The organism is Cobetia sp. MB87 (assembly GCF_011319755.1).
Taxonomy (GTDB): domain Bacteria; phylum Pseudomonadota; class Gammaproteobacteria; order Pseudomonadales; family Halomonadaceae; genus Cobetia.
This window is the reverse complement of sequence record NZ_VFBC01000003.1, coordinates 191,639-218,168: the sequence shown is the minus strand read 5'-3', so window position 1 is coordinate 218,168 and position 26,530 is coordinate 191,639. Positions and strand designations below refer to the sequence as shown.

Genomic DNA, 26,530 nt, shown 5'->3' with positions numbered 1-26,530 from the left:
GAGGCCTTGAGCCTCCTGCTGAGCATGGATGGCGCGCTGTGGGAGATCATCGGCGTGTCGTTTCGTGTCTCGCTGACGGCGATGCTGATCGCGGTGCCACCGGCACTGTTGATCGCCTTCGTGCTGGTTCGCTGCGCCTTCCCGGGGCGCTGGCTGCTGATCTCGCTGATCAATACCCTGATGGCCGTCCCCACCGTGGTGGTGGGGCTGCTGCTGTTCATCCTGTTGTCGCGCGCTGGACCGCTGGGTGATTGGCATCTGCTGTTCACCCAACCGGCGATGGTGATCGGGCAGATTCTGCTCGCCCTGCCGATTCTGGTGGTGATGCTGCATGCCGCGCTGGCGGGCGTCGACAAACGTGCCTGGGAGACAGCCTTGCAGCTGGGGGCGTCGCGCCGGGCGGCGCTCTGGCGGCTGGTGATGGAGGCCCGTTTCGGCGTGATGGCGGCGTTGGTGGCCGCATTTGGTAGAATCATCGCTGAAGTGGGTTGCGCCATGATGGTGGGTGGTAACATTGCCGGTTTCACGCGCAATATCACCACGGCCATCGCGCTGGAAACCCTCAAGGGCGAGTACGCCCAGGGGGTCGCCCTGGGCATGGTATTGCTGGTGCTGGCACTGGCGCTCAATCTGATGCTGGGGGTGTTGCGCGGTCGCGGTCAGCTGGCGGTGCAGGCCTGACCCTATGCCCCGCCGCCAGTCACGTTCTGCTCCCCCAGTCTGAAAGCCGCCTGCCAACCCGTTGAGACAAGCACACGCCAGCACTGATCGCGTCAGGCTGAATCGTCGTATGGAGTCATGATGTTCCCCCCTAGTTCTTCGTCCTCGTCTGTTCCCCCGGGCGACCCCTCCAGCCCGGTGACGGGGACTGGCTTCGCGCAAGCCTCGCCGTCTGTTGCCCGGGCACTCGCTGCCGACGCAAGCGTTGCTCCCCTGTTGCGCGTGCGTGGCCTCGAATATCGCTTGCCGTCTGCGGCGCAAGTCTCCGGCGAGGGCGTCGAGGCGCAAGGGCGCCTGTTATGGCATGTGGCGGCGCTGGATTGGGCACCGACCCCAGCGTCCGGCTGGGTGCACCTCAAGGGTGACAACGGTAGCGGCAAGACCACGCTGCTGCGCGTGCTGGCAGGCATGCAGTCAGCGACCGGCGGCAAGCTTGAATGGCAGACCCGTGACGCTCATCCGGTGCGCTACCTGCATCAGCAGCCGTATCTGTTCGACACCAGTGTGGCCGGCAATCTGGTGCTGGCGGCTCGCTGGCAACCCGACAGCGGCTCTGCCGGGCAGCAGCGTGATCAGGTCGAGGAGATGCTGCGCTGGAGCGGGCTGAGCGATCAGGCCCGTCAGCCGGCCCGCTCCCTGTCGGGTGGCGAGCGAGCGCGACTGGCATTGGCGCGCGCCTGGTTGTCGCGTCCGCCGGTGCTGTTGCTGGATGAGCCTGCCGCCAATCTGGACCAGGCCGCTGTCGAGCAGTTGGCGCTGCGACTGGAGCAGATGTGCCAGCAGGGGTGTGCGGTGATCCTCTCCTCACATCAGGACAATGCCTTGAGTCAGGGCTCGAGTGAGCGCTGGACGCTGAGCGCTGCCAGCCTGCACACTGAGCCCTCAGCGGGCTGAGTTGCCTTCAATAGCTGAGCCTTCGGCTAGGCGCCTCAAGCTTCAGAGCTGAGAAAGCCCTGTTCATCAGCCGCTTGCACTGGATGCCCTGCCAGCGGCCCTGCTGCATGATATTACCTGCGCCTTTGCGCACTCGACCGGGATACGCCTTCATGCCGAGCTCCAATCACACCTCTGACGCCATGCCACTGCCGAGCGATGCCGAGCAGCTCAAGGCCTCGCTCACGCCTGCCAATATCACCGGGGTGGTGCTGGCCGGCGGCCAGGCGCGGCGCATGGGTGGCGTCGACAAGGGGCTGGTCACGCTCAATGAGGTGCCGCTGGTGGCGCATGTACTGGCGCGGCTGACCCCTCAGGTGGGCGAGCTGCTGATCAATGCCAACCGCTCGCACTCCGAGTATGCCGCCTATGGGCATCCACTGGTCGAAGACAGCGAGCAGGGCTACCACGGTCCCCTGATGGGCATGGCCAGTGCGCTGGCGGCAGCGCGGACGCCCTGGGTGATGATGGTAGCCTGCGATGTGCCGCATCTGCCCAATGAACTGGTCGAAACGCTGAGCGTGGCGTTGATCGACCAGGCCAACGGCGATCAGCTGGAAGGCTTCAGTGTCGAGGGCGGTCACGCGGTCGATGCCGGGCCCGCGCTGCTGGCCGTGGCGGCAGACGAGTTTCGTTACCATCCGGTGATCTGTCTCATGCATCGTGGCCTGCTGCCGTCTCTGCAGGCGGCGCTGGCCGCTGGCGAGCGCAAGATCGACCGCTGGTTCGATCAGCATGTCTGGCTCAAGGTGCAGGCGGGCAGCGAGCAGGACTTCGCCAACCTCAATACCCTTGAAGAATGCCGTGAGATGGAAGCCGGCTTGCGCTGAGCGCGCTTCATTCCTGACGTTCCTAGCGTGTCATCCGTTCCCGCTTGCACGCCCAGGGTGTGTCATTGTGATGCAAGTAGTCATCGCCGGAAGCGTCTCTTCAGGAGTCTGGCGGCTTATTGTCTTTGCCTGTCAGGATTTGATGGCCTCGGGGTTGCACCTTTCACGTGTCGTGTCTGGCGGTTCTGGCGGGTATCTTGCCACTCAGCGTCGTTGCCCCCATTGAACCCTTGTTCATGTCGAGCCGTTCCCCATTGAAATGAGCGCCATGCGTGTTCACCTTCATGGCATCCGCTCAGCCCGCAGCAGTCATCGTCATCTTTTCCCTTGCGGGCGCGGGAGCGCTGCGGTGAACCCGTCGACAGGCCGCCATACGCCGGAATCACCAAGAGAACCTTCATGCCTGAGTCTTCCTCCACGACTGACCAGCGTGCTGATACCGCTGTCAGTGCTGAACATTCCTCCCCCCGCAGTGATGCTCCCACGTCGCGTGGTGATATTTCTCATGAGGTCGGGATGTCGCCCGCCTGGCAGGCACGTCTGGCGGCGTCAGCGTGTCCGCTGCTGGGCATTGCAGCCTGGAGCGGCACCGGCAAGACCACGCTGCTCGAACAGCTGCTGCCCGAGTTGAGCGCGCGCGGCCTCCGCGTCGCCGTGATCAAGCATGCGCATCATGCCTTCGATGTCGATACGCCGGGCAAGGACAGTCATCGCCTGCGAACGGCGGGTGCCGTGCCGATGCTGGTGGCGTCCGCCAGGCGCTTTGCGCTGATGATGGAGACGCCGGACCAGGCGGAGGCCGATCTGGAACAGCTGGTGGCGCAGCTCGAGGGGCTGGAGGTGGACCTGATTCTGGTCGAGGGCTTCAAGCAGTGGCCGCTGCCCAAGCTTGAACTGTACCGCGAGGCCGTAGGCAAGCCGCTGAGAGCCCCGGAGGACCCCTGGATTCATGCGCTGGCGACACCGGCGGCGCAGCTGCCGACTCGTGAGGATGTGCCGCAGGACCTCAAGCGGCTGGATCTTGACGATCCTCAGGCGCTGGCCGCCTGGATCGCCGCCTGGCCGGTGCACTGGCGTCTGGAAGGCGGCAAGCCGCGTGGCGAGGTGGGCGCATGAGCCTGTCGTGTTTCGATCCACGTTTCGGCGAGCGCATGCTGAGTGTCGATGAAGCCTTGAGCGTGCTGGGAGAGAGCCTGGCGGGCGTGATGCGCACGCCACGCAGCGAACGTGTCCCCCTGGCGCAGGCGCCCGGACGTGTGCTCGCCGAGACGGTCATCTCGCCGCTGGATGTCCCGGCACAGACCAACGCGGCGATGGACGGCATCGCGCTGGCGCGGGCTTCATTGCCAGATGCGGCGAGCGGCGAGCCTCTGAGCGATCGTGGCGAATTGAGCGTGATCGGCAGCTCGCTGGCGGGCCATCCCTGGGCGGGCCGAGCGCTTGCCGCGGGGGAGGCCATGCGCATCACGACTGGCGCGGCTCTGCCCACAGGCGCCGACACCGTCGTCATGCAGGAGCAGCTCGAGTATCACTCCGCGCAGAGCGAGGGAAGGGACGAAGGGCAGGGCGAGGGCTTGATTGAGAGCGAAGCAGGCGAGCGGGTGGTGATCGAGGGCGTGACCAGCATTCGCCGTGGCCAGAATGTGCGTCAGGCCGGAGAGGATATCGCGCGCGGCAGCCAGGTGATGGCGCTGGGCCAGTGGCTGACGCCTGCCGCCGTGGGTGTGCTGGCGTCGCTCGGACTCGCCGAGGTCGCCGTCTATCGGTCACTGACGGTGGCGGTCTTCTCCACCGGTGACGAGGTCACTGCCCCCGGCGAGACACTGCCGGCTGGCGGCATCTATGACGCCAATCGCTTCAGCCTCGTGGCGCTGCTGCGCGATCAGGGCATCGAGGTGCTGGATCTTGGCATCCTGAGCGATGACGAGGCGAGCGTGAGTGCTGCCCTGCATGATGCCGCGACGCGTGCCGACATGGTCATCACCTCCGGCGGCGTGTCGGTGGGCGAGGCCGATCATGTGCGCAGTGCCCTCGCTGCCTGTGGTGAACTCGCGCTGTGGCGCATCGCCATGCGTCCGGGGCGCCCGCTGGCGTTCGGCATGTTGCGTGCCACTCCCGCCGGCACCGAGTCGTCATCTGGCCAGGTGCCGTTCTTCGGCTTGCCGGGCAATCCGGTGGCGACCATGGTCACCTTCCTGCAGTTCGTGCTGCCCGCGCTGCGCCTGTTGTCGGGCCAGCAGCGGTTGGCGAAGGGTGAGGCGAACGCCTCCGCGACGACGCTGGCGCAGTGGCAAGCCCCGCGCCTGCAGCTGATCGCCGGCGAGACGCTGCGCTCACGTGCCGAGCGTGTCGATTATCATCGCGGGCAGATCGTGCTGGATGATCAGGGGCGGCAGGTGGTGATGACCACGGGGCGGCAGGGCTCGGGTATTCTGACCTCGATGTTGCTGGCCGAATGCCTGATCGAGATTCCCGCCGGCTGCGCTACGCTTCACGCCGGCGAGCCGGTCATGGTGCAGTGGCTGGGCAGTCGAGGCATCGTCTAGGCGATGCCCGCACAGTGGTCACGCCAGCTGATTCATGAAAAGATAGTCTGCTAATTTATTGGCCAGTCCTGTCCATCAGGGCTTGCCTGCCTGTTTCTTCAGGCTTTGGTATTTCTGAGATTGCCGCCAGTCAGGCGCACCCGATACGGATACGAGACAGCTCATGAGCCTTACTCATCTCAACGCACGCGGCGAAGCCCATATGGTGGATGTTGCGGACAAGCAGGAAACCCGCCGCGAGGCGCGAGCCAGCGCACGCGTCAGCATGCTGCCTGCCACGCTCGCACTGCTCGCCGAAGGTGGCCTGCCCAAAGGGGATGTGCTGGCGACGGCGCGTATTGCCGGTATCCAGGCGGCCAAGCGCACTCATGAGCTGATTCCGCTCTGTCATGCCTTGATGCTCTCCAAGGTGACGGTCGACTTCACGCTGGACAGCGCCAACAGCTGCGTGGAAATTCAGGTGCTGTGTCGCCTCAATGGGCGTACCGGTGTCGAGATGGAGGCGCTGACGGCGGCCTCGGTGGCGGCCTTGACGCTCTATGACATGTGCAAGGCGGTCGACAAGGGTATCGTGATCGGCGATATCCAGCTCGAGACCAAGACCGGCGGCAAGAGTGGTGACTGGCAGCGCCCGGAGGAGGCCGCCGCTGTCGAGCAGACGCCGGTTGAGCCAAGCCGGACTGAATCAAGCTGGGCCGAACCAAGCCGTGCTGCAACAGCTGAGCCTATCGAAGCGACAGCGGGACAGGCCGCTCCGGCGGCACGCGGCGATGCCACCGTGCGGGTTCTCTTCCTGGCGGAACTGCGGGAACGTCTGGACCTCGATAGCCTGGCGCTGAACCTGACGACGCTGTCCCAAGCGACGGTCGGGGGCCTGAAGCGCACCTTGGCGCTGCGTGATCCGCAGCTTGAAGCGCTCAATGACACTCGCGTGCTTTGCGCCGTCAATCAGGACATGGTGCGCGATGACCACCCACTGAATGCCGGTGATGAAGTCGCCTTCTTCCCACCGGTGACGGGGGGCTGACATGACCCAGGTCGCAAACGAAGCCGCGCAGGCCTTTTCGGTCAGCATTCAGGCCAGCGATTTTGATCTGCGTGTCGAGCAGGACGTCCTGACGCGTGGGCGCGGCGATATCGGTGCCGTGGTGTCCTTCACGGGGCTGGTGCGTGATTTCAACCAGCGACCGGATGTCGTCGCGCTGACGCTGGAACACTATCCCGGCATGACGGAGCGTAGCCTCGAACGTCTGATCACAGAGGCGCGCGAGCGCTTCCCGCTCACCGGGGTGCGCATCATTCACCGTGTCGGACGGCTCGAGCCCGGCGACAATATCGTGCTGGTACTGGTCGCCAGTGCGCATCGTCAGGCAGCCTTTGCCGGCTGTGACTTCCTGATGGACCATCTCAAGTCGCGGGCGCCTTTCTGGAAAAAGGAGCACACCGCCACAGGAGATTATTGGGTACGGGAACGCTCGAGCGATCGCGAGGCACTCGAGCGCTGGCATCCAGAGTCTGCGGTGATGGCAGAGGGTGGATCGGTAACCCCCTTTGCTGAGCAACAGAAGGCTGATGACTCATTGGCCGAGGCCAGCCGCGAAGAGCGACAATCAGCGCTGGCAACACCCAAGTTTTCGGGAGAGTCATGATGGAAACCCTGGTCGATGACTTCGGTCGTCGCATCCGCTATGTTCGCCTGTCAGTGACGGACCGCTGTGACTTTCGCTGCGTCTATTGCATGAGCGAAGAGATGACCTTTCTGCCGCGTGACGAGGTCTTGAGCCTCGAAGAGATCGCGTTGCTGGCGCGTGCCTTCGTGGAATTGGGAGTCGAGAAGATTCGCCTGACCGGCGGGGAGCCGCTGGTGCGGCGTGATATCGGCAAGCTGGTCGATGAAATCGGCGCGCTCGAGGGGCTCAAGGACTTCTCGATGACCACCAACGGCGCTGGGCTTGCCAAGCACGCCGCGCAGCTGAAGGCCGCCGGCATGTCACGGCTGAATATCAGCCTTGATTCTCTGGACCCGGAGCGCTTCAAGGCGCTGACGCGTACCGGCGACCTGGACAAGGTGATCGCCGGCATCCGTGCTGCGCGCGAGGAAGGTTTCCGCATCAAGCTCAATGCGGTAGTGCTGAAAGGGCGCAATGATCACGAAGTGGTGTCGCTGGTCGAATTTGCGCGCGAGGAAGGGCTGGACATCAGCTTCATCGAAGAGATGCCGCTGGGTCAGGTCTCGGATCACGGTCGTGAGGAGACCTTCTGCTCCAGTGATGATGTCCAGGCGCGCATCGAGACGCGTTATCCGCTGATTCCGACGCTGGAAGACAGCCTGGGGCCGGCGCGCTATTTCCGCATGGCGGACAGCGAATCACGGGTGGGATTCATCTCACCGCACAGTCATAACTTCTGCTCGACCTGCAACCGTGTTCGCGTCACGGTGGAAGGGCGGCTGTTGCTGTGTCTTGGCAATGAGCACTCGCTAGATCTGCGTGACATCATGCGTCGTCACCCGGGTGACATCGAGCCACTCAAGGCCGCGATCATCGATGCCATGCACCTCAAGCCCGAACGTCATCACTTCACGACGGATGGCGATGTCCAGATCGTTCGCTTCATGAACATGACGGGAGGCTGAGTCCTTTTTCGTCATCAGTCAGGGCGCTCATGGTGATCGAGCCATCCTGGATAACTCACAGGCGCTCACAAGAACCCCGCTATCAAGCGGGGTTTTTGTTGGTCTATCCTATGGAAACACTGCCTTGCTTTTGACAAGGCTTGTTAGTTCATATTTAGCGCTTATACTTTGCTGCATTATCACATCCAATGCGATGACTCGCAGGGATTCCAGCTCAGTGCATATGGTGGAGGTAGCGAAATGACAGCCGATTCTCTCGAAAAGATCGCTCGTAACAAGAATGTTGCTCGTGCAGCAGCGCGTCAGCTGTCCATGGAACAACTGCACAAGCTCTCCGAGGTCATCAATGAGGTGATCGAGCAGAAAGCCGAAGAAGATGAGCAGCGCCGCGAAGAAGAAATTGCCAAGGAGCGCAAGCTTGCCGAGATTCGTGATGCGATGATCGAAGCTGGCCTTTCCGTGGATGATCTGGTCAGTGATCAGCCCAAGCGTCGTGGCCGTCCGCCGAAGAACAAGTCCGTTTGAGACCTTCGGCCTGACGCCATGGAGGTGGCTGAAGCGCTTGAGATCGAGATTGCCAGTCGGCAAGATGGCAATGTCGCCATCACCAGTCCCTGAGCGCCTCCCAGCAGCAGAAAAGCCCGCCCGGTATTTCCCGGGCGGGCTTTTTCATGCACCGCTTTGTGCAGGGCAGTGAGCTCAAGGTGGCCATCACTTCGGTGATGGCGCGACACTCACTCCTGATTCATGGCCATGATATGCAGGAATAACACCGGCTCATGGCGCAGATGGTTGCGCAGCCAGCGATTGATGCGACCATCGAGTTGCTGCTTGAGTTCACGTTCATTGCTGGCATCCAGGCCTGCCAGGGTGTCATCCAGCCACTCGGCGAAGCTGTCTTCATCCAGGCTTGAGGTACCGCTGATATCCAGCATCAAGCGGCCAATGCGAACCCAGCCTGCCTCCTGCAGCGTGACGGGCAATGCCAGCGAGACGCTGCCATGCCGGCCGAGACGCGCGCGGGCACGGCGGTCCATGGAATCCAGCGGACGCACCTTGTCATGCTCGATGATGCGCTCGTGCAGTGTCAGGCGTTTCTCCACCGACAGCCCCTGAGCATCGAGGCGAATCACGTCACCATTGACGGGAATCAGCGGTGCCTCGATGCCCAGGGACTGTGCCACCTGGGTATGAGCCAGCTGGTGGCGATATTCGCCATGCACCGGCAGCAGACGTACCGGTTTCAGCCAGCCATAGAAGGTGCGCAGTTCTTCCTGCGCCGGATGCCCGGAGGCGTGCAGGTCCGGGAACTGCTTCTCTTCCATGATGCCGACGCCAAGGCGTGTCAGCGCGTTGTGCAGCTTGCCGATGGCGAGCTCATTGCCGGGAATCGCCTTGGAAGAGAAGATCACGGTGTCGCCGGCAGCCAGCTCGAAGTCCGGATGGCGGGAATTGGCCAGGCGTGACAGCGCGGCGCGCGGCTCGCCCTGACTGCCGGTGGCGATCACCATGACCTCTTCCGGGGGCAGATAGCCCAGATCCTTCACCGGTACCAGCGGCGGGAAGTCTTCCAGATAGCCGAGACCGCGGGCGACGCGCACCATGCGCTCCATGGAGCGACCCAGCAGCGTGATGCGGCGACCATTGCGTGCGGCGGCGCGCCCCAGCGCCAGGATGCGGGCCAGGTTGCTGGCAAAGCAGGTCACGACGACGCGTCCGCGACAGCCGGCCAGCGTCTTCTCCAGTGCGCGTGCCACCTCGCCTTCGCTGCGCGAATGACCCGCCAGCGGCGCATTGGTGGAGTCGCCGACGACCAGATCGACCGGTGCCAATGCCTGATAGCGCTCCGGATCAGTGGGCTCGCCGATCAACGGCTCCGGGTCGAGCTTCCAGTCGCCGGTATGCATCACGCGGTATTCCGGCGTGACGATCAGCAACGAGCAGCTTTCCGGAATGGAGTGGGTCAGCGGCAACAATCGCAGCGCGAAGGGGCCGGATTCGAAGCCTTCATCCACCTCGATGATCTGCAGGCTGGAGGTTTCCAGCTCGCGCTCGGCAAACTTGGCGCGCAGCAAGCCAGCCGCCAACGGCGTTGCGATGATCGGGCAGCGCCATTTGGGCCACAGCCAGGCGACTGCGCCGATGTGGTCTTCGTGGCCATGGGTGATCACCAGCATCTGTGGGCTGATGCCCAGACTTGCCAGGGACTCGATATCGGGTACCTGCAACGGACCTTCTGGCAGGTCCTGACGAATCATCATGCCGCAATCCACGGCAATCCAGTGATCCTGATAACCATACAGCGTCAGATTCATGCCGATCTCGCCGCAGCCACCCAGCGGTAGCAGGTGCAGCGGCGGACGTTGTCTCTGACGGACTTGAACGCGGGGTTTCAACATGGATGTCATGCCATCTATAAAATGTGGCTCAACTATACGGGAATCCCGCGAAGCGCCACAAATGGCGCTGTTGTCCGGTCGAGCTGATTCGGTGGCGGTCCAGCCGTCCGCGTGACGCCTTGAGGTGGGCTGGCGTGATGGCCGCTGATCGCAATGTCGTATTGACCATATGGACAGAATCGGGGCCCAGCACTGTTTCAGGCCGCGTGATCAGCTACAATAGCCCACCTTTGCCGAGGGGCTGCTTACGGGCGGTGTCATGATTCCTCGCGCAGGCCGGCGCTTCGCCGGCTGAACATCATTCCCGCTATCACAATGGTTGAACTTACGATGTCTCACGCCTATCGCCTGGTGGTGTCCTGCCCTGACCAGGTCGGAATTGTCGCCCGAGTTTCCACTTTCATCGCCGAGCAGGGCGGGTGGATCACCGAAGCCAATCAGCATTCTGATCTTGGCGCCGGTCGTTTCTTCATGCGCTATGAGATCAACCCCGAAACCATCGGCCTGAGTGCCGATGAGCTCGGCAAGCGCTTCGCCCCGATCGGCGAAGAGTTCGGCATGCAGTGGCGCGTGCATGACACCGCTGCCAAGAAGCGTGTCGTATTGATGGTCTCCAAGGACTCCCATTGTCTGGTGGACCTGCTGCATCGCTGGCAGTCCGGTGATCTGGATTGCGAGATCCCCTGCGTCATTTCCAACCACGATGACATGCGATCGCTGGTGGAATGGCACGGCATTCCGTTCCATCACGTGCCGGTCGACAAGAATGACAAGGCTCCGGCCTTTGCCGAGGTCGAGCGTCTGGTGGAAGAATCCCGGGCCGATTGCATCGTGCTGGCGCGCTACATGCAGATCATTCCACCAAGCCTGTGTGAGCGCTATGCCGGTCGCCTGATCAATATCCACCACAGCTTCCTGCCTTCCTTCGTGGGCGCCAAGCCGTATCACCAGGCCTTCGGACGTGGGGTCAAGCTGATCGGGGCGACCTGCCATTACGTGACCGAAGAGCTGGATGCCGGCCCGATCATCGAGCAGGACATCCATCGCGTCACTCACTGCCATACCGCCGAGGAACTGGTGCGCATCGGCCGTGATGTCGAGCAGAAGGTGCTGGCACGCGGGCTGCGTTGGCACCTGCAGGATCGCGTGCTGATCCACGGCAACAAGACCATCGTCTTCGCCTGAGCTTCGCTTGCTCAACGCATGAGTCTGTCATCGACCTGAGGTCATGACGAAGAAGCCGGTACCTGTTTCAGGTGCCGGCTTTGTTGTTTTCGGATGGGGGGAGCGACTGGTGCGAGCTAGAACAATCCCAGCTGCTGGGCGTCCTCGCGGGCCTTGAGGCGCACGCCGACACCCAGCAGGCGGACAGGGCGGTAGCCGCGTTGCCAGGCTTGCTCCATCAAAAGGGCGAAGCTGTTGGCGCTTGGCAGCGTGGTGGTCGAGGCGGGGAGCAGGCTTTCCAGCGTGGTGCTCTCGAAGTTGTTGAAGCGGATCTTGACGAACTGCTTGGCCAGCACCGGCTGGTCATGGCGGGCGTGACGGCTGGTCAGGCGTTCGAGCAGGGCAGGCAGGCGCTCGAGACAAGCCGGCAGGTCAGGCAGGTCGTGATCGAAGGTGTGTTCGACACTGATCGACTTGCGCTCGCGTTCGACACGTACTGGTCGCTCATCGATGCCGTGCGCCAGTTCGTGCAGGCGGGTGCCGAACTTGCCGAAGTGTTCGGCCAGTGTCGTCAACGGCGTGCCACGCATGTCCTCGCAGGTGGTGATGCCCAGGCGTGTCAGGCGCGCCAGCGTCGCCGGGCCGACCCCGTGCAGCTTGCCGACGGGCAGCTGGCGGATGAAGGCGTCGCTGGTCTCGGGTGTGATCACCGTCAGGCCGTCGGGCTTTTCCCAGTCACTGGCGATCTTGGCCAGAAACTTGTTGGCGGCCACGCCAAGGGAGAGCGTGATGCCGGTGCGCTTGAGCGCCTCCTCCTTCAGCCAGCGCGCCATCCAGGTGGCGCTGCCCTGAAAGTCAGTCACGGCGCTGACATCCAGATAGGCTTCATCCAGCGAGAGGGGCTCCACCAGGGGCGTCAGTTCATGGAAGAGTGCCTGGATCTCGGCGGAGACGGCGCGGTAGCGCTCGAAGTCCGGTGGCACCAGAATCAGCTGTGGGCAAAGGCGCAGCGCGCGGGCAGTCGACATCGCCGAGCGTACGCCGAAGGCACGCGCGGGATAGTTGCAGGTGGCGATGACACCGCGTTGCTCGGTGCGGCCGCCGATGGCGATGGGCACGTCGCGCCACTCGGGATGGCGGAGCATCTCGACGGCGGCATAGAAGCAATCGCAGTCGGCGTGGAGGATCTTGCGCATGCGCGCATCATGCTAAAAGACTGGATGGCTGTCCAGTAGCTGTGCCCATTCATTGGGCCTGAGCAGGCTCAATAACGAAAACGCCCGACAGTGAGGAAGGTCCTCGCTGCCGGGCGTTGTCATGTCTGGCATCTCACCTGTGGCCGAGTGGTGTCGGTCAGTGGATTACAGCGTCATCGCGGCCACCCAGCCGAATACGATCAGCGGGATGTTGTAGTGAATGAAGGTCGGCACCACGCTGTCCCAGATGTGGTCATGCTGCTGATCGACATTCAGGCCGGAAGTCGGGCCGAGGGTCGAATCAGAAGCCGGTGAGCCGGCATCTCCCAGCGCGGCGGCGGTGCCGATCAGCGCGACGGTGGCCAGCGGCGAGAAGCCGAATTGCAGCGCCAGCGGCACGTAGATGGCGGCAATGATCGGAATGGTCGAGAAGCTGGAGCCGATGCCCAGAGTGATGAACAGGCCGACCATCAGCATGACCAGCGCGGCCAGCGGCTTGTTGTCACCGATGATATGGAAGGAGGCGTCGACCAGGGTCTGGATGTCGCCGGTGGCCTTCATCACGGAAGCGAAACCAGCCGCCGAGATCATGATGAAGCCGATCAGTGCCATCATGCGCATGCCGGAGGTGAAGAGGTCATCCGCTTCGTTCCACTTGAACAGGCCACCCAGCGAGAGGATGGCGAAGCCGACCAGGCCGCCGAGAATCATGGAGCCGGAATACAGCTGAATGCCGAGGGCGGCGATGATGGCGACGCCTGCCATGATCAGGCCGCTCTTGGACGGCGTGTGCATGGGCGTGTGGTGCGGCACGTTGCTGGACTTGATCTCGCGGGTCGCGTAGTCACGCGGCTTGCGGTAGGAGACGAACAGCGCCGTCAGCAGGCCGAGGAACATGCCGCCGACCGGAATCGCCATCGCCATCGGCACCATGCCACGGGTCACGTCCAGACCGAGCGACTGGCCGGCATCATTGATGTTGGCCAGCAGGATGTCGTTGAGGAAGATGGAGCCGAAACCGACCGGCAGCAGCATGTAGGGCGCGGTCAGGCCGAAGGTCAGTGCACAGGCCACGGCGCGACGATCCAGGCGCAGGCGGTTCATGGCGACCAGCAGCGGCGGAATCAGGATCGGGATGAAGGCGATGTGGACCGGAATCAGGTTCTGGGAGGAAATTGCGACCAGGGTCACGCTGCCCAGCAGGCCGTACTTGATGGCCGTCTGGCGGCGCGGTGTGCTTTCGCCATTGAGCAGGCCGATCAGGCGTGCGGCGAGCAGGTCCGGCAAACCGGAGCGAGACAGGGCGACGGCGAAGGCACCGAGGGTGGCGTAGGCCAGCGCGACCTTGGCGCCGCCGCCGACACCGTCATTGAAGGCGCCGAGCGTATCAGTCAGGGACAGGCCGCTGAACAGACCGCCGACCAGCGCGCCGGCGACCAGCGCGAAGACGACCGAGACGCGAGCCAACGACAGGCCGACCATGACCAGGACGGCCAGAATTACCGCATTCATGCGAGTTCCTCTTGAGGTAGCTTCGGGGATAGGGTCTGGCGAGAGAGCTGCGCGGCCACCCGATCCCGGGCAATACCTCGCATGACGTGCTGCTGGCAGTTTCATCCTGAAACCGGCCAAAAACGGCGCGTAATCATACCAGAAGGGCAGCGCAAGCTGAATGGCCGATGAACGTGGGCGCTGCCAGATGGCACAAGTTGGCGTGCAATGACGGCTTTTTGTAGAATGCCACGCTGCCCGGCGGCTGCAGTCGCAGGCGTTATTCAACAGGAGTGCGCATGCTGGAGCTGGAAAATGCCCGCGTCATCGGCATGGGAAATGATCGGCGTGTCTATCAGGACCCGAACGACCCCCATCGCTGCATCAAGGTCCCGCGTTACCCTGACAAGGGCAGCCGCCAGAATGAACGCGAGCAACGCTATTTCGAGGGCCTGGTCAGACGTGGCATGCGCGACTGGTCCTATGTGCCTGCCTACCATGGCAGTGTCGCCACCGCCGAGGGGCTCGGGCTGGTCTTCGATCTGATTCTCGACAGTGACGGCTCCACGTCACGGCGGTTGCGCGAGGTGCATCTCGAGACTCCCGAGCGCCTGAGCGCCGAGGTGCTGGTGAGCGAGCTGGCCAATCTCTATCGCTATCTCGAGAAACGCTGGTTGATTCCGTCTGATCTCAATGATCGCAATATCGTGGTCCAGTTCAGCGACGACCAGCCGCCCAGATTGTGGCTGATCGACGGTATCTCGAACCCTGACTTCATTCCGCTGGCGACCAGCGTCGCCTGGCTGGCACGGCGCAAGGTCGCGCGTCGCTATCGTCACTTCCTGAAGAAACTGGTCAAGGGCGGCCAGCTCTCGCCAGAGGAGTATCAGGCACTCGAAGCCAGTCTGTGGGGTGAATGACTCTGATGGTGACGGCTCTCGAGACTGGTGGCGCTCGAGAGTGACTGCCCCTGATGGCGCTTGCCTCTGATGGCAATCGCCTTTGATGAACATCGCCAGGGGCAGTCGTGTTGTGTATCAGTGCAAGCAGTACATCAGTGTTCCAGGGTCTCGAAGTAGCTGGTCATCGCATGGGTGATCTGGCGCAAGTCCTGCGGCGAGGTGATATAGGCCGGCATGGTATAGAGCCAGCAACCGAAGGGACGTAACCAGACACCCAGTTCACGGGCATGGGCTTGAGCGCCTGCCAGACTGCTGGCATCGTGTACTTCTATCACCGCCGTGGCACCCAATACGCGTACATCGCGAATGGCGGGATGGGAGAAGTTCAGCAGGGTGTCGCGCAACAATTGATTGAGCTCGGCAATCTTGCCCAGATAATTCTCTTCCTCGAATACCGCGAGACTTTCCAGTGCTACCCGACAGGCCAGCGGATTGCCCATGAAGGTCGGGCCGTGCATGAAGGCGCTATTCGCATCCTCGCCATCAAATGCATGGAAGATATGACTCTGGGCCAGGGTGGCGGCATGTCCCAGATATCCCCCCGTCAGTCCCTTGGAGAGCACCATGATGTCGGGAGAGACATTGGCGTGTTCACAGGCAAACATCTTGCCGGTCCGACCGAAGCCGGTCGCGACTTCATCGAAGATCAATACGATTCCGAACTCATCACATAACTCGCGTGCCGCCTCAAGATAGTAGGGCGAATACATGTTGAGGCCACCTGCCGCCTGCAAGAGAGGCTCCATCAACAATGCTGCTATCTCATGCTGGTGTGTTTCCAGGCAGGCGCGCAATGCGCTGATATCGTCTGCTACCTCGTCACGACTCGCACTGAAACCGGCAGTCGGCGCCGGTGCGAAATGATGTCTGGGCAGGAAATCGGTGAACAAGGAATGCATGCCTTCTTCAGGGTCACACACTGCCATGCAGCCCGCCGTATCGCCGTGATAGGCCTTCATCAATGACAGCATGCGCGTCCGTCCGCGCGTGTCATCGCGGTCTTTGCGCTGTTGCTGATATTGCACTGCCATTTTCATGGCGACTTCCATGCCCACCGAGCCGCTATCCGAGAAGAAGACATGATTCAGGCCCTCGGGGGTGACGCGCACCAGCGCATCGGCAAGCTCCTTGGCCGGTCGATGGCGAATGCCGCCCAGCATCACATGGCAGAGTTCTGCCGCTTGCTGCTGAATGGCCGCGACGAGGCGCGGGTGTCCGTAGCCATGGATCATGCACCACCAGGAACACGTCGCATCCAGCAGTGTCTCACCTCCCGCCAGTGCCATGCGGGCTCCCGTGCCACCGACCACCTCCAGTGGTGCTGGCATGTCTTGCATCTGGGTATAAGGGTGCCAGAGAGAAAGTGAGTCCGTATCGCGGGTCGGCATCTGGGAGAATGGCATGGAGTATCTCTGCGAGTGGCGGGAGAGTGGAGTGGCGTGATGACAGCTCAATCTTTGTCAACCTTGACCATTCTATCAGGTTGACTGTGTTTTTGAAGTGACGCTTTCTGGAGAAAGTGTTGCATTTTGCACCACTATTAGTTCACCACCTGCTTTAGTATGGACTTCTGTTGTTCGTTCAGGTGCATGCTTTTCGAGGTGCGCAGGCAATCACAGCTCTACCCCGAAAGTCTGCAATCTGACGCCGAAACACCAACGGAAAAGTGGTTGCATAATACTTCCTGATGGGGTGTTGTCATGAATTGTGCATATCTCGTGAATATTGGAGACCTAGTGATGGCGGGCCCTCAAGCCTGATGTCAGGACGTGGTAAAGACTTCTTCTTGTTGTTGCAGAGACGCTTTTGTCAGATCTGTCTTCAGTTGTGACAGGAGATAATGAAGTGCCTGGGCAGTGAGTACTGTTTTTTAGCTGGCTATTGCATTGATCGGAAAGATTGCATACTTTGGGAACATGTTATTTAAGACTTCACCTCGCAGTTGACTCGGTCTATAATCGCCCTTGATCTGGTGTGGGCGCTTAACTGTCCCGAGTGTCCTGCACAAGTCTTTATGAAAACGCGCTGTTAAACATGTACGGTAGATGAATATCGCCGAGCCTCTTTCAGCATCGTGTTTTCGTGACTCAACTGTCTGTCCCGACATCCTGGAGATACTCATGTCCCTGTTGACTGATTTCATGCAGAAAGAGCAAGAGCTCAAGAAACTTCAAGAGCAGCTGGAAAGCCTACGCAATGATGACCGTCTGAAGAACGAACTCGAATTCAAGGACAAGCTGGACGCGCTGATGGGCGAGTACGGCAAGTCCACTCGTGACGTCATCACCCTGCTGGACCCGAAAGCGTCTCAGGCACCGGCTGCTGCCGCACCGGAAAGCAAGACCGGTGGCGTGCGTCGCAAGCGCAAGCTGAAGGTCTACAAGAACCCGCATACCGGTGAAGTCATCGAGACGCGTGGTGGCAACCACAAGCAGCTGAAAGAGTGGAAGGAAGAGCACGGTGCTGAAACCGTCGAATCCTGGCTCGAGCGCACTGAAAGCTGAGCACTGGCTTTGTTGCCAGCTAGCTAGCTGATGCTGCCAGACATGAAAAAGCCCCGCGATTGCGGGGCTTTTTCATGTCTGGCGTTTGACTGACGTCAGACGACGGACCCCCTCTTTGAGCAGGTCTAGAGCAGGTCTTGAGTAGATCGATAGGGCGCTTTCCCGTGAGACTCGCTGTGAAATTACAGCATCGGAAAGCGCCACTATCGGCAATCGTCATGCTCGAGGGCTGATATGACGACTATCAACTATCACGCTGATTGAGGTCCACCAGGCGACCGATGGCGAGAATCTTGCCCGTCGGTTTGCCGGTCGGCGAGCCGCCTTCTGGCTCCAGGGTCATCTCCAGCAGCTGGCCCGGGCTCATGCTGCCGATCTGCTCGGCGCTGAGTTCGATGCCGGCAATCGGATCGACCAGTCCCAGTGAACGCGGCCCTTCTTGCGGGTCGGTCAGGGTCCACAGTTCGATGGCGCGCTCCGTCGGGCGCTCGATGGAAACCTTCGGCGTCAGCTGCAGGCCACCGCTGGGCGTGACATTGGCCACCCAGGTCGGCGTGCCCGGATCTTCCAGTGTCTGCAGGATAGCGACCATGTGTTGCGCGTCGCCGTCAGGTGTCTGGGTAGCCACCTCCGGTGACGTGCCTTCCAGCGGCGCGCTGGGAGAGAAGGGTCCCATCTGCATGACCAGTGCCAGAGCGAGACCTGCCCCCAGGCCCAGTCCGAGGCCACCGCCGAGCCAGCGCATTAGCCAAGGCGCCTTGGCCGAGGCGCTGGCCTGATCTGGGTCATCGCGGATGGCGGAGGACTGCTTGAGGCGCACCAGGCTGGCGTCGATGCGTTTCCACAATGAGTCGGAAGGAGGCTCCGGCGGCAGGCGGTCACTCACGCTCAGCCAATGTTGCTGCCAGCGCAGGGCCATGCGTGCGGCATTGTCATCGCGCTCGATCCAGGCGCGCACTTCGGCTTCACGCTCAGGGTCCAGCAGCCCGAGGGCATGCTCACCCAGCAGCAGGTTCTGTTCTTCGGGAGATTCGGGAATCAGGGGGCTATTCATCGTGACAGGCACTCCTGCAGTAGCTTGAGACCGGCGCGGATGCGTCCCTTGATGGTGCCAAGCGGTGCGCTCAGCTTCTCGGCGATCTGTTCGTGTGTCAGTCCCTTGAAGAAGGCCAGCAGAATGGGTTCGCGACGCGGCACTTCCAGCTCACCCAGGCAGTCGCTCAACTGATGGGCCGTCTGGCTGTCACCAGCCGCGGTTTCCGGATTGGCGAGCAGATCGGCCAGCGTGTCGAGCGCATCGCTGTCGCCGCGTGGCGTCCGCCCCTGGGCACGCAGCTGATCCAGAGCGCGATAGCGCAGGATGGTAAACAGCCAGGCGCGACCATTGCCGAGTTCACGGCGATACTGGCCCGCGTTGGACCACAGCTTGATGAAGGCGTCATGGACGGCATCTTCCGCCTGGTCGCGGCTGTTCAACAGGCGCATGGCGAGCGCCAGCATGCGGCCAGATTCGAGATCATAAAGGCTGCGGAACGCGGCCTCGTCTCCTCGTGCACAGGCTTCTATCGCACTGGCGTGGTCAAAGCTTTCCGCATCTGGCGGACTGACTGACGGCTTCTGTGCAGGCATGGGGCAGCCGGCTCCTTTGGCAGGGGGTCCATTGTTCAACTGACGGTATGTGCACCGCCGAGGAATGGCAAGTTGCATGATAGAGGCCTTCGTTCGGGAAAGAATCAACGCCCGTGACGGTCGGGATGGCGGTGCGTCAATTGCGGGGGATAGTCAGGTAACGCCCAGCTTCCCGCCTTGGATGTTCACGGCCGGTTTGAAACGTGACTGGACATGACGCCAGCCAGTCGCTCCACATCCGATGGGGAAAGCGCGGCGCGGCTGCATTGCTGCTCGCGCGGTGAGTCCGCATAATGGCCGGCATGACAGCCTGGGAGGCGTGATGAAGCAGCAATTCAATACGATCGGCGTGATTGGCCGACTGGGCAGTGCTCAGGTGGTGGATACGCTCAAGCGCTTGATTCGCTTTCTGGATTCCCGTGGCCTGGCCATGGTGATCGAGGAGCGCACTGCCACGCTGCTGCTGGACCACGGTCTGCAGGTGGCCAGCCGCCGTCAGATGGGCGAGCAGTGTGATCTGGTGATCGTGGTCGGCGGCGATGGTAGCCTGCTGGGCGCCGCGCGCGCGCTGTGCCGCAGCGGCACGCCAGTGCTCGGCGTCAATCGTGGGCGACTCGGCTTTCTGACCGACATTCGCCCCGATGAGCTCGAGGAGAAGGTGGCCGAGGTGCTGGGCGGTGACTATCTCAGCGAGCAACGCTTCCTGCTCGAGGCCGAGGTTTACCGCGAAGGCGAGCGCATCGGAGCGGCCGATGGCCTCAATGACGTGGTGCTGCACCCGGGCAAGGCGGCGCGCATGATCGAATTCGAGCTGTTCATCGATGGTCAGTTCGTCTACTCCCAACGCTCGGATGGCTTGATCGTCGCCACGCCGACCGGCTCGACCGCCTACGCGCTGTCCGGTGGCGGCCCCATCGTGCATCCGCGTCTCGAGGCGATCACCCTGGTGCCGATGTTCCCGCATACCCTTTCCAGTCGCCCGATCGTGATCGATGCGGCCAGCGAGATCATTCTGCATATCAGTGCCAGCAACTCGACCTATCCGCATATCAGCTGCGATGGCCAGACCCAGGTGGTGGCCAAGCCCGGGGATGTGCTCAAGATTCGGCGCAAGAGTGAGCGCCTGACGCTGATTCATCCGCTGGAGCACAACTATTTCGAGATCTGTCGCACCAAGCTCGGTTGGAGCAATCGCCTCGGCGAATGACCTCAAGGCTGACAGCATGCAAGCATTCGTGGCGCCACAGGATGGCTATGATCTTATCGGCGATGTACACGGCTGCGGCGCCACTCTGGCGACGTTGCTGGAGACGCTCGGCTATCACATCGTCGATGGCGTCTATCGCCACCCGACCCGCAAGGTCATCTTTCTCGGCGATATCATTGATCGTGGTCCGCGTATCCGCCTGGCGGTGCAGCTGGCCAGCAGCATGGTCAATGCCGGTGAAGCGCTGATCGTGATGGGCAATCACGAATACAACGCCCTGGCGTATTGTCGGCGCGCCCGCCCGCGTGCAGGCGGCGAGCATCGTGATTTCCTGCGCTCGCACACCTCACGTCACAATCGCATCATCCGCGAGACGCTTGATCAATATCAGCATCATCCCGATGAGTGGGACGAGGCGCTGCGCTGGTTCATGCGCATGCCGCTGTGTCTGGAACTGCCGCCGCTGGCCCCCGGCCAGAGCGGGCTGCGCGTGGTGCACGCCTGCTGGGATGAGCCGCTGGTGCGTACCTTCCTGGAGCGCTACCCCGATGGCTGTATCGATGAAGACTTCCTGCATGAGTCCATCGAGCACGACAGCTTCGCCTATCGCGTGCTGGACCGCATGACGCGGGGCGCGAATCTGCGCTTGCCGCAAGGAGTCGAGATCCATTCCGGCGATGGTTTCACGCGCCGAAGCTTCCGCACCCACTTCTGGGCACGTGAGCCTCGCACCTACGGCGATGTCGTCTTCCAGCCCGACAACCTGCCCGGTGAGCTGGAATCGCGCTGGTTGAGCGAGCAGGAGCTGGCCAATCTGCCTTACTACGGGCCAGAGCAGCCGCCCCTGTTCCTCGGGCACTACTGGTGCGAGGGCTTGCCGGCGCTGCCGGCCCCCAACATCGCCTGTCTGGATTACAGCGCGGTCAAGTTCGGGCGCCTGGTGGCATATCGCTTCAGTGGCGAAGCCACGCTGGATGCCGCCAACTTCGTCTGGGTACCGGTACCGCGTGAGCCCTCCCGACGCCCCGTGCCCGAAGAACTGTCCCGCGACACCCTGTCGAATCCGTCATTGGCCAATGGTGCCAGTCAATAGTGCTGGCCATCAGTACTGGTCAACAGCACTGGCCATTGGCACTGATCAATAGCGTCAGTGATGCTGCTGTGGAGTGGCGATTGTTTTTTACAATCACGTATCAGTGAACCAAAGCCCGATTGCGCACTCTGAGTAAGTGTTCCCTTGAATGATCCTTGCTCAGTCCGGTGCCCCCCACCGGGCTTTTTTTATGTCTGTCACAAAGTCCAGACGCCTGCGGCGCTGTGGTAGATTTTCACAGGCTGGTCTGACTTCTCCTTGTTTATCAACGTGTACTGAGTTCGATCAGTCGCGTGTCATCTTCAGAGGCATAGCATGTTCAAGGTTCTGACGCTGCCCGAATCCTTCGACAGCCGCCCCCTGCGCGAAGCCCTGTGGGCCGAGAAGATCGGTCACCAGATCACTCTGAGCCAGGCTCGCCCGACAGAGGCTACCTCCGGCGACGATGCCGAGAGCCACGAGGTCGGCCAGGTGCTGTGGCTGGCCGACCCCGAGCAGCTGCCGCGCGTCATCGCGATGCTCGAGCGCCAGTCACGCGGTGAACCGTTGCGGGACGCCTCCGCAGGCGCCGCGACACGTGGCACTGGAAGTTCTCAGTCCCTCATCGCCCTGATGCGCCAGACGCCGCTGACCTGGCTGGTCGGCTTGGCCTGCTGCGTCACGGTGCTATTCCAGTATGCGCTGGGCCAGGCGGCGGTGTTCGAGTGGCTGGCCATCGTGCCCTTCGAGCTTGTCGGCAGTCAGCACATCGCGCCCGAGCCGCTGTCCGTGACGCTGGCGGGGGAGTGGTGGCGGCTGTGGTCGCCGTCATTGATGCACTTCGGGGTGCTGCACCTGGTGTTCAACCTGCTGTGGCTGTGGGTGTTCGGGCGTCAGATCGAGGCCATCGATGGCGGTTGGCGCTTCGCGCTGGTCGTGGTGCTGAGCGGCGTGGCGGCCAATCTGGCGCAATACGCCACCGGCAGCGTGCTGTTCGGTGGGCTGTCGGGGATCGACTTCGCCGTGATCGGCTATGTCTTCATCGCTGCACGCCGACGCCCGGCGCTGGGCTACGAAATGCAGCGTTCGCTGATGATCTTCATGCTGATCTATCTGGTGCTGTGCATGACGCCGCTCTCGAGTGCCATCGGCCTGGGCGCCATCGCCAACGAGGCCCATCTTGGCGGCCTGCTGACCGGCCTGCTGCTGGGCTGGCTGCTCCCCAGGCGTAGCGCGGCCTGAGCGTTGGTGATTCGGCCCCGGGGATGCCACCTCTGGAAATGACACTGCGCGAAACGACACGGCGGGAAACGACAATGTTAGAATGGCGGCCATCCCCAGTGACTCCGATGGCCTGCCTTCGGCAGTCGTGGACCCGTATCAGGAGAGTATGTGATGAGCAACATGTCCTTTGACGGCATGGTTGAGCAGATGACGCCGACCATCTACGAAAGCCTCAAGCAGTCCATGCAGCTGCGCAAATGGCCGGATGGCCGCGTGCTGACCCAGGAGCAGGTCGAGCTGTGCATGGAAGCCGTCATCAAGTACGAAGCGCACAACAACGTGCCTGCCGAGTCGCGTGTCGGCTTCATCGACAACGGCACCTGTGGACCGCGTGATGACGACAGCGCCGCAAGCGATGAGCCGGAGCAGATCAAGTGGGTCAACTGACGCTGGAGGATGCCCTGAGAGCTGATGAGGCCTCTGGCACGGCTCAGGAAGCCAGTGTCCGGGATGCGGCGCCCATCACGCTGAGTGGCAACCTCCACAAGATGTCCATCGTGCCCGCCGGTGAGGCGCTGGCGATCGATACCTCGGCGGAAGTGCAGCCAGGCTCGCATGAGCCGCTGGCGGCTGATTATGGCCTGCGCCTGGGCGAGATCACCCAGCCGCTGAATGCCTATATCGGTCACAAGGTGCGATTGAGCTTCACAGGGCAGATCCACTGCAGCCATTGCGGTCGCAAGACCAAGAAGAGCTTCGCCCAGGGGCATTGCTATCCGTGCTTTCGCAAGCTGCCGCAGTGCGATGGCTGCATCATGAAGCCGGAGACCTGCCACTACGCCGAAGGCACCTGCCGTGACCCGCAGTGGGGCGAGGAGCATTGCTTCCAGCCACACATCGTCTATCTGGCCAATTCCTCCGGACTCAAGGTCGGCATCACGCGCAAGACCCAGATGCCGACGCGCTGGTTCGATCAGGGGGCCATCCAGGCGCTGCCCATTGTCGAGGTGTCCAATCGCCTGCAGTCGGGGCTGGTCGAGGTGCTGTTCAAGCAGGCGCTGAACGACCGCACCAACTGGCGCGCGATGCTCAAGGGCGATGTGGCCGAGCTGGACCTGGAAGCCGAGCGGGATGCGCTGCTTGCCCAGATGTCGGAAGGCCTGGCGGCACTTCAGGCGCATTGTGGTGAAGGTGCCATCCGGGTGCTGGATACCACGGCGCTGGCCTTCGAGTTTCCGGTGCGCACCGCGCCGACCAAGGTCACCTCGTTCAACTTCGACAAGACGCCGGTGGTCGAGGGCGTGCTCGAGGGGCTCAAGGGCCAGTATCTGATTCTTGATAGCGGCGTGATCAATCTGCGCAAGTTCACCGGCTATGAGATCGAGGCTCAGCTCGGCGAGCCATGAGCCACCGTTGAGTCTCCAGCACAGAGCTCAGCACAGCACACACGACAGCGCCCACGCTCCTTCACGGAGGGTGGGCGCTGTCATTTCTGTCGTTTCAGTGCTGCCTGCTACAGGCTTGCAGACTCGGGGCGTGTCAGCCCAGTACAGGCTGGCGGCGCGCCTGCATGCGTGCCAGAAACACTTGCATCACCTGCCGGTAGAGCTCGCGCCCCAGTACCACATCCTCGACGCCGGCATCCAGATTCGGATTGTCGTTGACCTCGATGACCACCACGCGGTCCTCCAGCTGCTTGAGATCGACGCCATAGAGGCCGTCGCCGATCAGGCGGGTCGCCTTCAGGGCCGCCTTGAGTACGGCGGGCGGCACATCACTCGGGTCGACCGTGGCAAAGCCGCCAGAGCGGGTACGCGCGCCGCTGTGGTCGTAGATCTGCCAATGACCGCGCGCCATGTAGTAACGGCTGGCGAACAGCACCTTGCCGTCCAGCATGCCGATGCGCCAGTCGAACTCGGTCGGTAGCCACTCCTGCAACAGCAGCAGGGCGGAGTCATGGAACAGCCGCTCGGCTTCACGCACCAGCGTCTCCGGGCCATCGATCTTGACGATGCCGCGGGAGAAGGCGCCATCCGGCACCTTCATCACCAGCGGGTAGCGCATGTGCTGACCGCGCTCGGCCAGCTGGCGCAGTTCACCTCGGTGGATCAGGCGGCCCTGCGGGGCACTCAGGCCACGTGCCTTGAGAAGCTCATGCAGAAAGACCTTGTTGGTACAGCGCAAAATCGACTGGCTGTCATCGATCACCACCAGGCCTTCGTGCTCGGCACGCTTGGCCATGCGATAGGTATGGTGGTCTAGACTCGTCGTCTCGCGGATGAACAGGCCATCGAATTCGGCCAGACGGCCCTCGTCGCGTTTGGTGATCAGGCTGACATCGATTCCCAGTCGGCGCCCCTCGCGGATGAAGTGCTTGAGCGCGGTGCGGTTGGACGGCGGCAGCGCCTCGTCGGGATCGACCAGCATGGCGAGATCGAAGCGGTAATGGCGGCGTGCCTTGGGCGTGCGCCACACCTTGCGGGAATGGCGATTGAGCGCCTGGGCGAAGCGGTCTTCATCCGCCTCCGCCAGATGACTCAAGGACTGGGGGCGCACTCGCTTGAGCACCCAATGATCGCCACGGCCTTCGAGGCGCACTTCCAGCAGCGGACAGGGCAGGCGCTCGAACAGCTTGCGACCGAGTCGCGCAAGCGCTGGGTCATCGCTCTCGCCGAAGGTCAGCAGCAGGTCGAGTCGCGGCGGCTTGCCAGCCCCGTGCGCCACGCCTTGCGGGGCGGGCAGAGAACCCTTGCGCGTCAGCTCCTCGAGCAGCACGCGGATGCCGCCCAGCTCCAGGTCGATCAGCGACTTGCGTGACAGCTGATTGAGGGTCTCCACCGACGGCAACGCCTTCTGACCACGCGCCTGCGCCAGCAGCGAGACGTAATAGCCGATGCCCAGATAATCCAGGCCACCGCATAGATTGATGACATGTGTGGCAGGCTGCGGGGCATCCTCGGTACCCGATACGGGTACATCACTGGACAGCTCGGAAAGAAAGTCGTGGGCGCTGATGACATCATCACTGGGATAGAAGGCGCGCCAGTCAGAAACACGGTCAACCACGATACGCAGGCGGGACATTGCGAAGCCTCGCAAGGCGGGCACCGAAGCGGTGCCGAATGCGCGCATGATGAGAAACAATCCCCGTCATCGCAATAGGCTAGAAAGTGAAATAATTTCATGCAAAGAGACCAAGACAAGACGCGCCTGCATGCCCAAAATGCAGCGCATTGCTACCGCCCCGTGACACGCTAAATCTCAAGCAGCGTCAGGGCGCTGACAGGCGGGAGAGCCTGCACCATGACCCCCATTCTGCGCCCGGCCATCCGGGCCGATCTCGACGCTCTGGTAGAGCTCGAAGAAGTCAGTTTCGATAGCGACTGGTTCAGTCGTCGTCAGCTGTCCCATCTGATTCTGCGTGCCCATGCCCGTACCCTGGTGATCATCCAGCCTGATGATGTCATTCCGTCCGCACCGGCGGTGGACGATGTCATGGCCGCGCTGTGGCCGGCCGGTAGCGTCGAGCATGATGACGCCACGCCGCTGCGCAGCGTGCTCGGCTACGGCACCGTGCTGTTTCGCCGCAATTCACGCCGCGCGCGACTCTATTCCTTCTGTCTGCACCCGGACTCGCGTGGCCGCGGCCTTGCCCAGCGCCTGCTGACAGCGCTTGAGCAGCTGGCCATCGCGCAGGGCTGTACCCAGTTCGATCTTGAGGTGCATACCGGCAATGGCGCGGCGATCGCGCTCTACGAGCGTCACGGCTTCGAGAAGTGTGGTCGCCTGCGCGATTACTATGCCGACGGGGCGGCCGCCTGGAAGATGCGCAAGGCACTGACGCTGGATTCGCCGGCATCGGTGGCTGATGAACTCGCGGCAGGAGGTGCCAGTGAAGCGCACACCAGCATGCCCACAACGGTGAATGCCGGCGCCGCCTGAGCCAGGGGCATGGCGCGCGTGGCCCCCATGGGCTAGGATGCGCTGTTTATTCTTCATGGCTTCAAAGGAATCGCTC

Annotated in this window: 24 protein-coding genes and 1 pseudogene; 18 read left to right on the top strand and 7 right to left on the bottom strand. The window is 62.3% G+C overall.

Annotated features, from left to right (window positions below; all coding sequences use genetic code 11):
* Positions 1-6: 6 nt before the first annotated feature.
* The 9 genes and pseudogenes from CDPAHKCJ_RS02490 (at position 7) to CDPAHKCJ_RS02450 (ending at position 8,189) form a co-directional block, all read left to right on the top strand.
* Positions 7-681: an ABC transporter permease gene (locus CDPAHKCJ_RS02490; RefSeq protein WP_240916620.1), complete on the top strand. Its 675-nt coding sequence runs from the start codon at positions 7-9 to the stop codon at positions 679-681.
* Between the two features lie 120 nt (positions 682-801).
* Positions 802-1,614 carry an ATP-binding cassette domain-containing protein gene (locus CDPAHKCJ_RS02485; RefSeq protein WP_166018572.1) on the top strand — a complete coding sequence of 271 codons (813 nt, stop codon included), beginning with the start codon at positions 802-804 and terminating at the stop codon, positions 1,612-1,614.
* A 152-nt stretch (positions 1,615-1,766) separates the two neighbouring features.
* The gene (mobA, locus tag CDPAHKCJ_RS02480) at positions 1,767-2,483 is read left to right on the top strand and encodes a molybdenum cofactor guanylyltransferase (RefSeq protein ID WP_240916619.1); all 717 of its coding nucleotides are present in this window, start codon (positions 1,767-1,769) and stop codon (positions 2,481-2,483) included.
* Positions 2,484-2,999: 516 nt separating this feature from the next.
* Positions 3,000-3,599 (top strand): molybdopterin-guanine dinucleotide biosynthesis protein B, encoded by a 600-nt coding sequence (gene mobB, locus CDPAHKCJ_RS02475; protein ID WP_166018571.1) that lies wholly within the window; start codon positions 3,000-3,002, stop codon positions 3,597-3,599.
* On the top strand, positions 3,596-5,029 hold the full coding sequence (glp, locus tag CDPAHKCJ_RS02470; RefSeq protein ID WP_166018570.1) for a gephyrin-like molybdotransferase Glp: 1,434 nt from the start codon (positions 3,596-3,598) through the stop codon (positions 5,027-5,029). The genes mobB and glp overlap by 4 nt, the downstream gene beginning before the upstream one ends.
* 163 nt (positions 5,030-5,192) lie before the next feature.
* Entirely contained in the window at positions 5,193-6,056 is an 864-nt protein-coding gene (gene moaC, locus CDPAHKCJ_RS02465) for a cyclic pyranopterin monophosphate synthase MoaC (protein WP_166018569.1), read from the top strand.
* Position 6,057: 1 nt separating this feature from the next.
* Positions 6,058-6,519, top strand: a pseudogene (locus CDPAHKCJ_RS02460) (molybdenum cofactor biosynthesis protein MoaE); the annotation flags it as partial.
* 155 nt (positions 6,520-6,674) lie between these two features.
* Positions 6,675-7,664, top strand: a complete 990-nt coding sequence (gene moaA, locus CDPAHKCJ_RS02455) for a GTP 3',8-cyclase MoaA (protein ID WP_166018567.1) — start codon at positions 6,675-6,677, stop codon at positions 7,662-7,664.
* Between the two features lie 240 nt (positions 7,665-7,904).
* Positions 7,905-8,189, top strand: a complete 285-nt coding sequence (locus CDPAHKCJ_RS02450; RefSeq protein WP_043336782.1) for a hypothetical protein — start codon at positions 7,905-7,907, stop codon at positions 8,187-8,189.
* Between the two features lie 209 nt (positions 8,190-8,398).
* Here the strand turns inward: CDPAHKCJ_RS02450 and CDPAHKCJ_RS02445 are convergent, their stop codons facing one another.
* A complete protein-coding gene (locus CDPAHKCJ_RS02445; RefSeq protein WP_043336797.1) occupies positions 8,399-9,979 on the bottom strand; it encodes a ribonuclease J in 1,581 nt (526 codons plus the stop codon).
* A gap of 414 nt (positions 9,980-10,393) precedes the next feature.
* On the opposite strand from CDPAHKCJ_RS02445, the gene purU reads away from it, so the two are divergent.
* Complete coding sequence (gene purU, locus CDPAHKCJ_RS02440) at positions 10,394-11,248, top strand: formyltetrahydrofolate deformylase (protein WP_166018566.1); 855 nt, start codon at positions 10,394-10,396, stop codon at positions 11,246-11,248.
* Between the two features lie 116 nt (positions 11,249-11,364).
* Here purU and dinB read toward each other — a convergent pair whose 3' ends face one another.
* Positions 11,365-12,423 (bottom strand): DNA polymerase IV, encoded by a 1,059-nt coding sequence (gene dinB, locus CDPAHKCJ_RS02435; protein ID WP_166018565.1) that lies wholly within the window; start codon positions 12,421-12,423, stop codon positions 11,365-11,367.
* Positions 12,424-12,588: 165 nt separating this feature from the next.
* Positions 12,589-13,935, bottom strand: coding sequence for a Na+/H+ antiporter family protein (locus CDPAHKCJ_RS02430; protein ID WP_166018564.1), 1,347 nt, complete (start codon positions 13,933-13,935; stop codon positions 12,589-12,591).
* A gap of 278 nt (positions 13,936-14,213) precedes the next feature.
* On the opposite strand from CDPAHKCJ_RS02430, the gene CDPAHKCJ_RS02425 reads away from it, so the two are divergent.
* Entirely contained in the window at positions 14,214-14,834 is a 621-nt protein-coding gene (locus CDPAHKCJ_RS02425; protein ID WP_166018562.1) for a YrbL family protein, read from the top strand.
* A 134-nt stretch (positions 14,835-14,968) separates the two neighbouring features.
* On the opposite strand, the gene bioA is transcribed toward CDPAHKCJ_RS02425, so the two are convergent.
* Positions 14,969-16,264: an adenosylmethionine--8-amino-7-oxononanoate transaminase gene (gene bioA, locus CDPAHKCJ_RS02420; protein WP_166018605.1), complete on the bottom strand. Its 1,296-nt coding sequence runs from the start codon at positions 16,262-16,264 to the stop codon at positions 14,969-14,971.
* A 732-nt stretch (positions 16,265-16,996) separates the two neighbouring features.
* Here bioA and CDPAHKCJ_RS02415 point away from each other — a divergent pair.
* Positions 16,997-17,380 carry a histone-like nucleoid-structuring protein, MvaT/MvaU family gene (locus CDPAHKCJ_RS02415; RefSeq protein ID WP_043336770.1) on the top strand — a complete coding sequence of 128 codons (384 nt, stop codon included), beginning with the start codon at positions 16,997-16,999 and terminating at the stop codon, positions 17,378-17,380.
* A 244-nt stretch (positions 17,381-17,624) separates the two neighbouring features.
* Here CDPAHKCJ_RS02415 and CDPAHKCJ_RS02410 read toward each other — a convergent pair whose 3' ends face one another.
* Positions 17,625-18,434 carry an anti-sigma factor gene (locus CDPAHKCJ_RS02410; RefSeq protein WP_166018560.1) on the bottom strand — a complete coding sequence of 270 codons (810 nt, stop codon included), beginning with the start codon at positions 18,432-18,434 and terminating at the stop codon, positions 17,625-17,627.
* Positions 18,431-19,009 (bottom strand): sigma-70 family RNA polymerase sigma factor, encoded by a 579-nt coding sequence (locus CDPAHKCJ_RS02405; RefSeq protein ID WP_166018558.1) that lies wholly within the window; start codon positions 19,007-19,009, stop codon positions 18,431-18,433. Before CDPAHKCJ_RS02405 ends, CDPAHKCJ_RS02410 begins: the two co-directional genes overlap by 4 nt.
* A gap of 322 nt (positions 19,010-19,331) precedes the next feature.
* Between CDPAHKCJ_RS02405 and CDPAHKCJ_RS02400 the strand changes: the two genes are divergently transcribed.
* The 5 genes from CDPAHKCJ_RS02400 (at position 19,332) to CDPAHKCJ_RS02380 (ending at position 23,918) form a co-directional block, all read left to right on the top strand.
* Positions 19,332-20,216 (top strand): NAD(+) kinase, encoded by an 885-nt coding sequence (locus tag CDPAHKCJ_RS02400; protein ID WP_043334090.1) that lies wholly within the window; start codon positions 19,332-19,334, stop codon positions 20,214-20,216.
* A gap of 16 nt (positions 20,217-20,232) precedes the next feature.
* Positions 20,233-21,309 (top strand): metallophosphoesterase, encoded by a 1,077-nt coding sequence (locus CDPAHKCJ_RS02395; RefSeq protein WP_166018555.1) that lies wholly within the window; start codon positions 20,233-20,235, stop codon positions 21,307-21,309.
* Between the two features lie 315 nt (positions 21,310-21,624).
* Positions 21,625-22,530 carry a rhomboid family intramembrane serine protease gene (locus CDPAHKCJ_RS02390; RefSeq protein WP_166018553.1) on the top strand — a complete coding sequence of 302 codons (906 nt, stop codon included), beginning with the start codon at positions 21,625-21,627 and terminating at the stop codon, positions 22,528-22,530.
* 153 nt (positions 22,531-22,683) lie between these two features.
* Positions 22,684-22,959, top strand: coding sequence for a DUF1315 family protein (locus tag CDPAHKCJ_RS02385; RefSeq protein WP_043334093.1), 276 nt, complete (start codon positions 22,684-22,686; stop codon positions 22,957-22,959).
* Positions 22,947-23,918: a DUF2797 domain-containing protein gene (locus CDPAHKCJ_RS02380; RefSeq protein ID WP_346773886.1), complete on the top strand. Its 972-nt coding sequence runs from the start codon at positions 22,947-22,949 to the stop codon at positions 23,916-23,918. Before CDPAHKCJ_RS02385 ends, CDPAHKCJ_RS02380 begins: the two co-directional genes overlap by 13 nt.
* Positions 23,919-24,051: 133 nt before the next feature.
* Here the strand turns inward: CDPAHKCJ_RS02380 and CDPAHKCJ_RS02375 are convergent, their stop codons facing one another.
* Positions 24,052-25,596, bottom strand: a complete 1,545-nt coding sequence (locus CDPAHKCJ_RS02375; RefSeq protein WP_166018551.1) for a RimK family protein — start codon at positions 25,594-25,596, stop codon at positions 24,052-24,054.
* A 219-nt stretch (positions 25,597-25,815) separates the two neighbouring features.
* Between CDPAHKCJ_RS02375 and CDPAHKCJ_RS02370 the strand changes: the two genes are divergently transcribed.
* Positions 25,816-26,454: an N-acetyltransferase gene (locus tag CDPAHKCJ_RS02370; RefSeq protein WP_166018549.1), complete on the top strand. Its 639-nt coding sequence runs from the start codon at positions 25,816-25,818 to the stop codon at positions 26,452-26,454.
* The last annotated feature ends 76 nt before the right edge of the window (positions 26,455-26,530 follow it).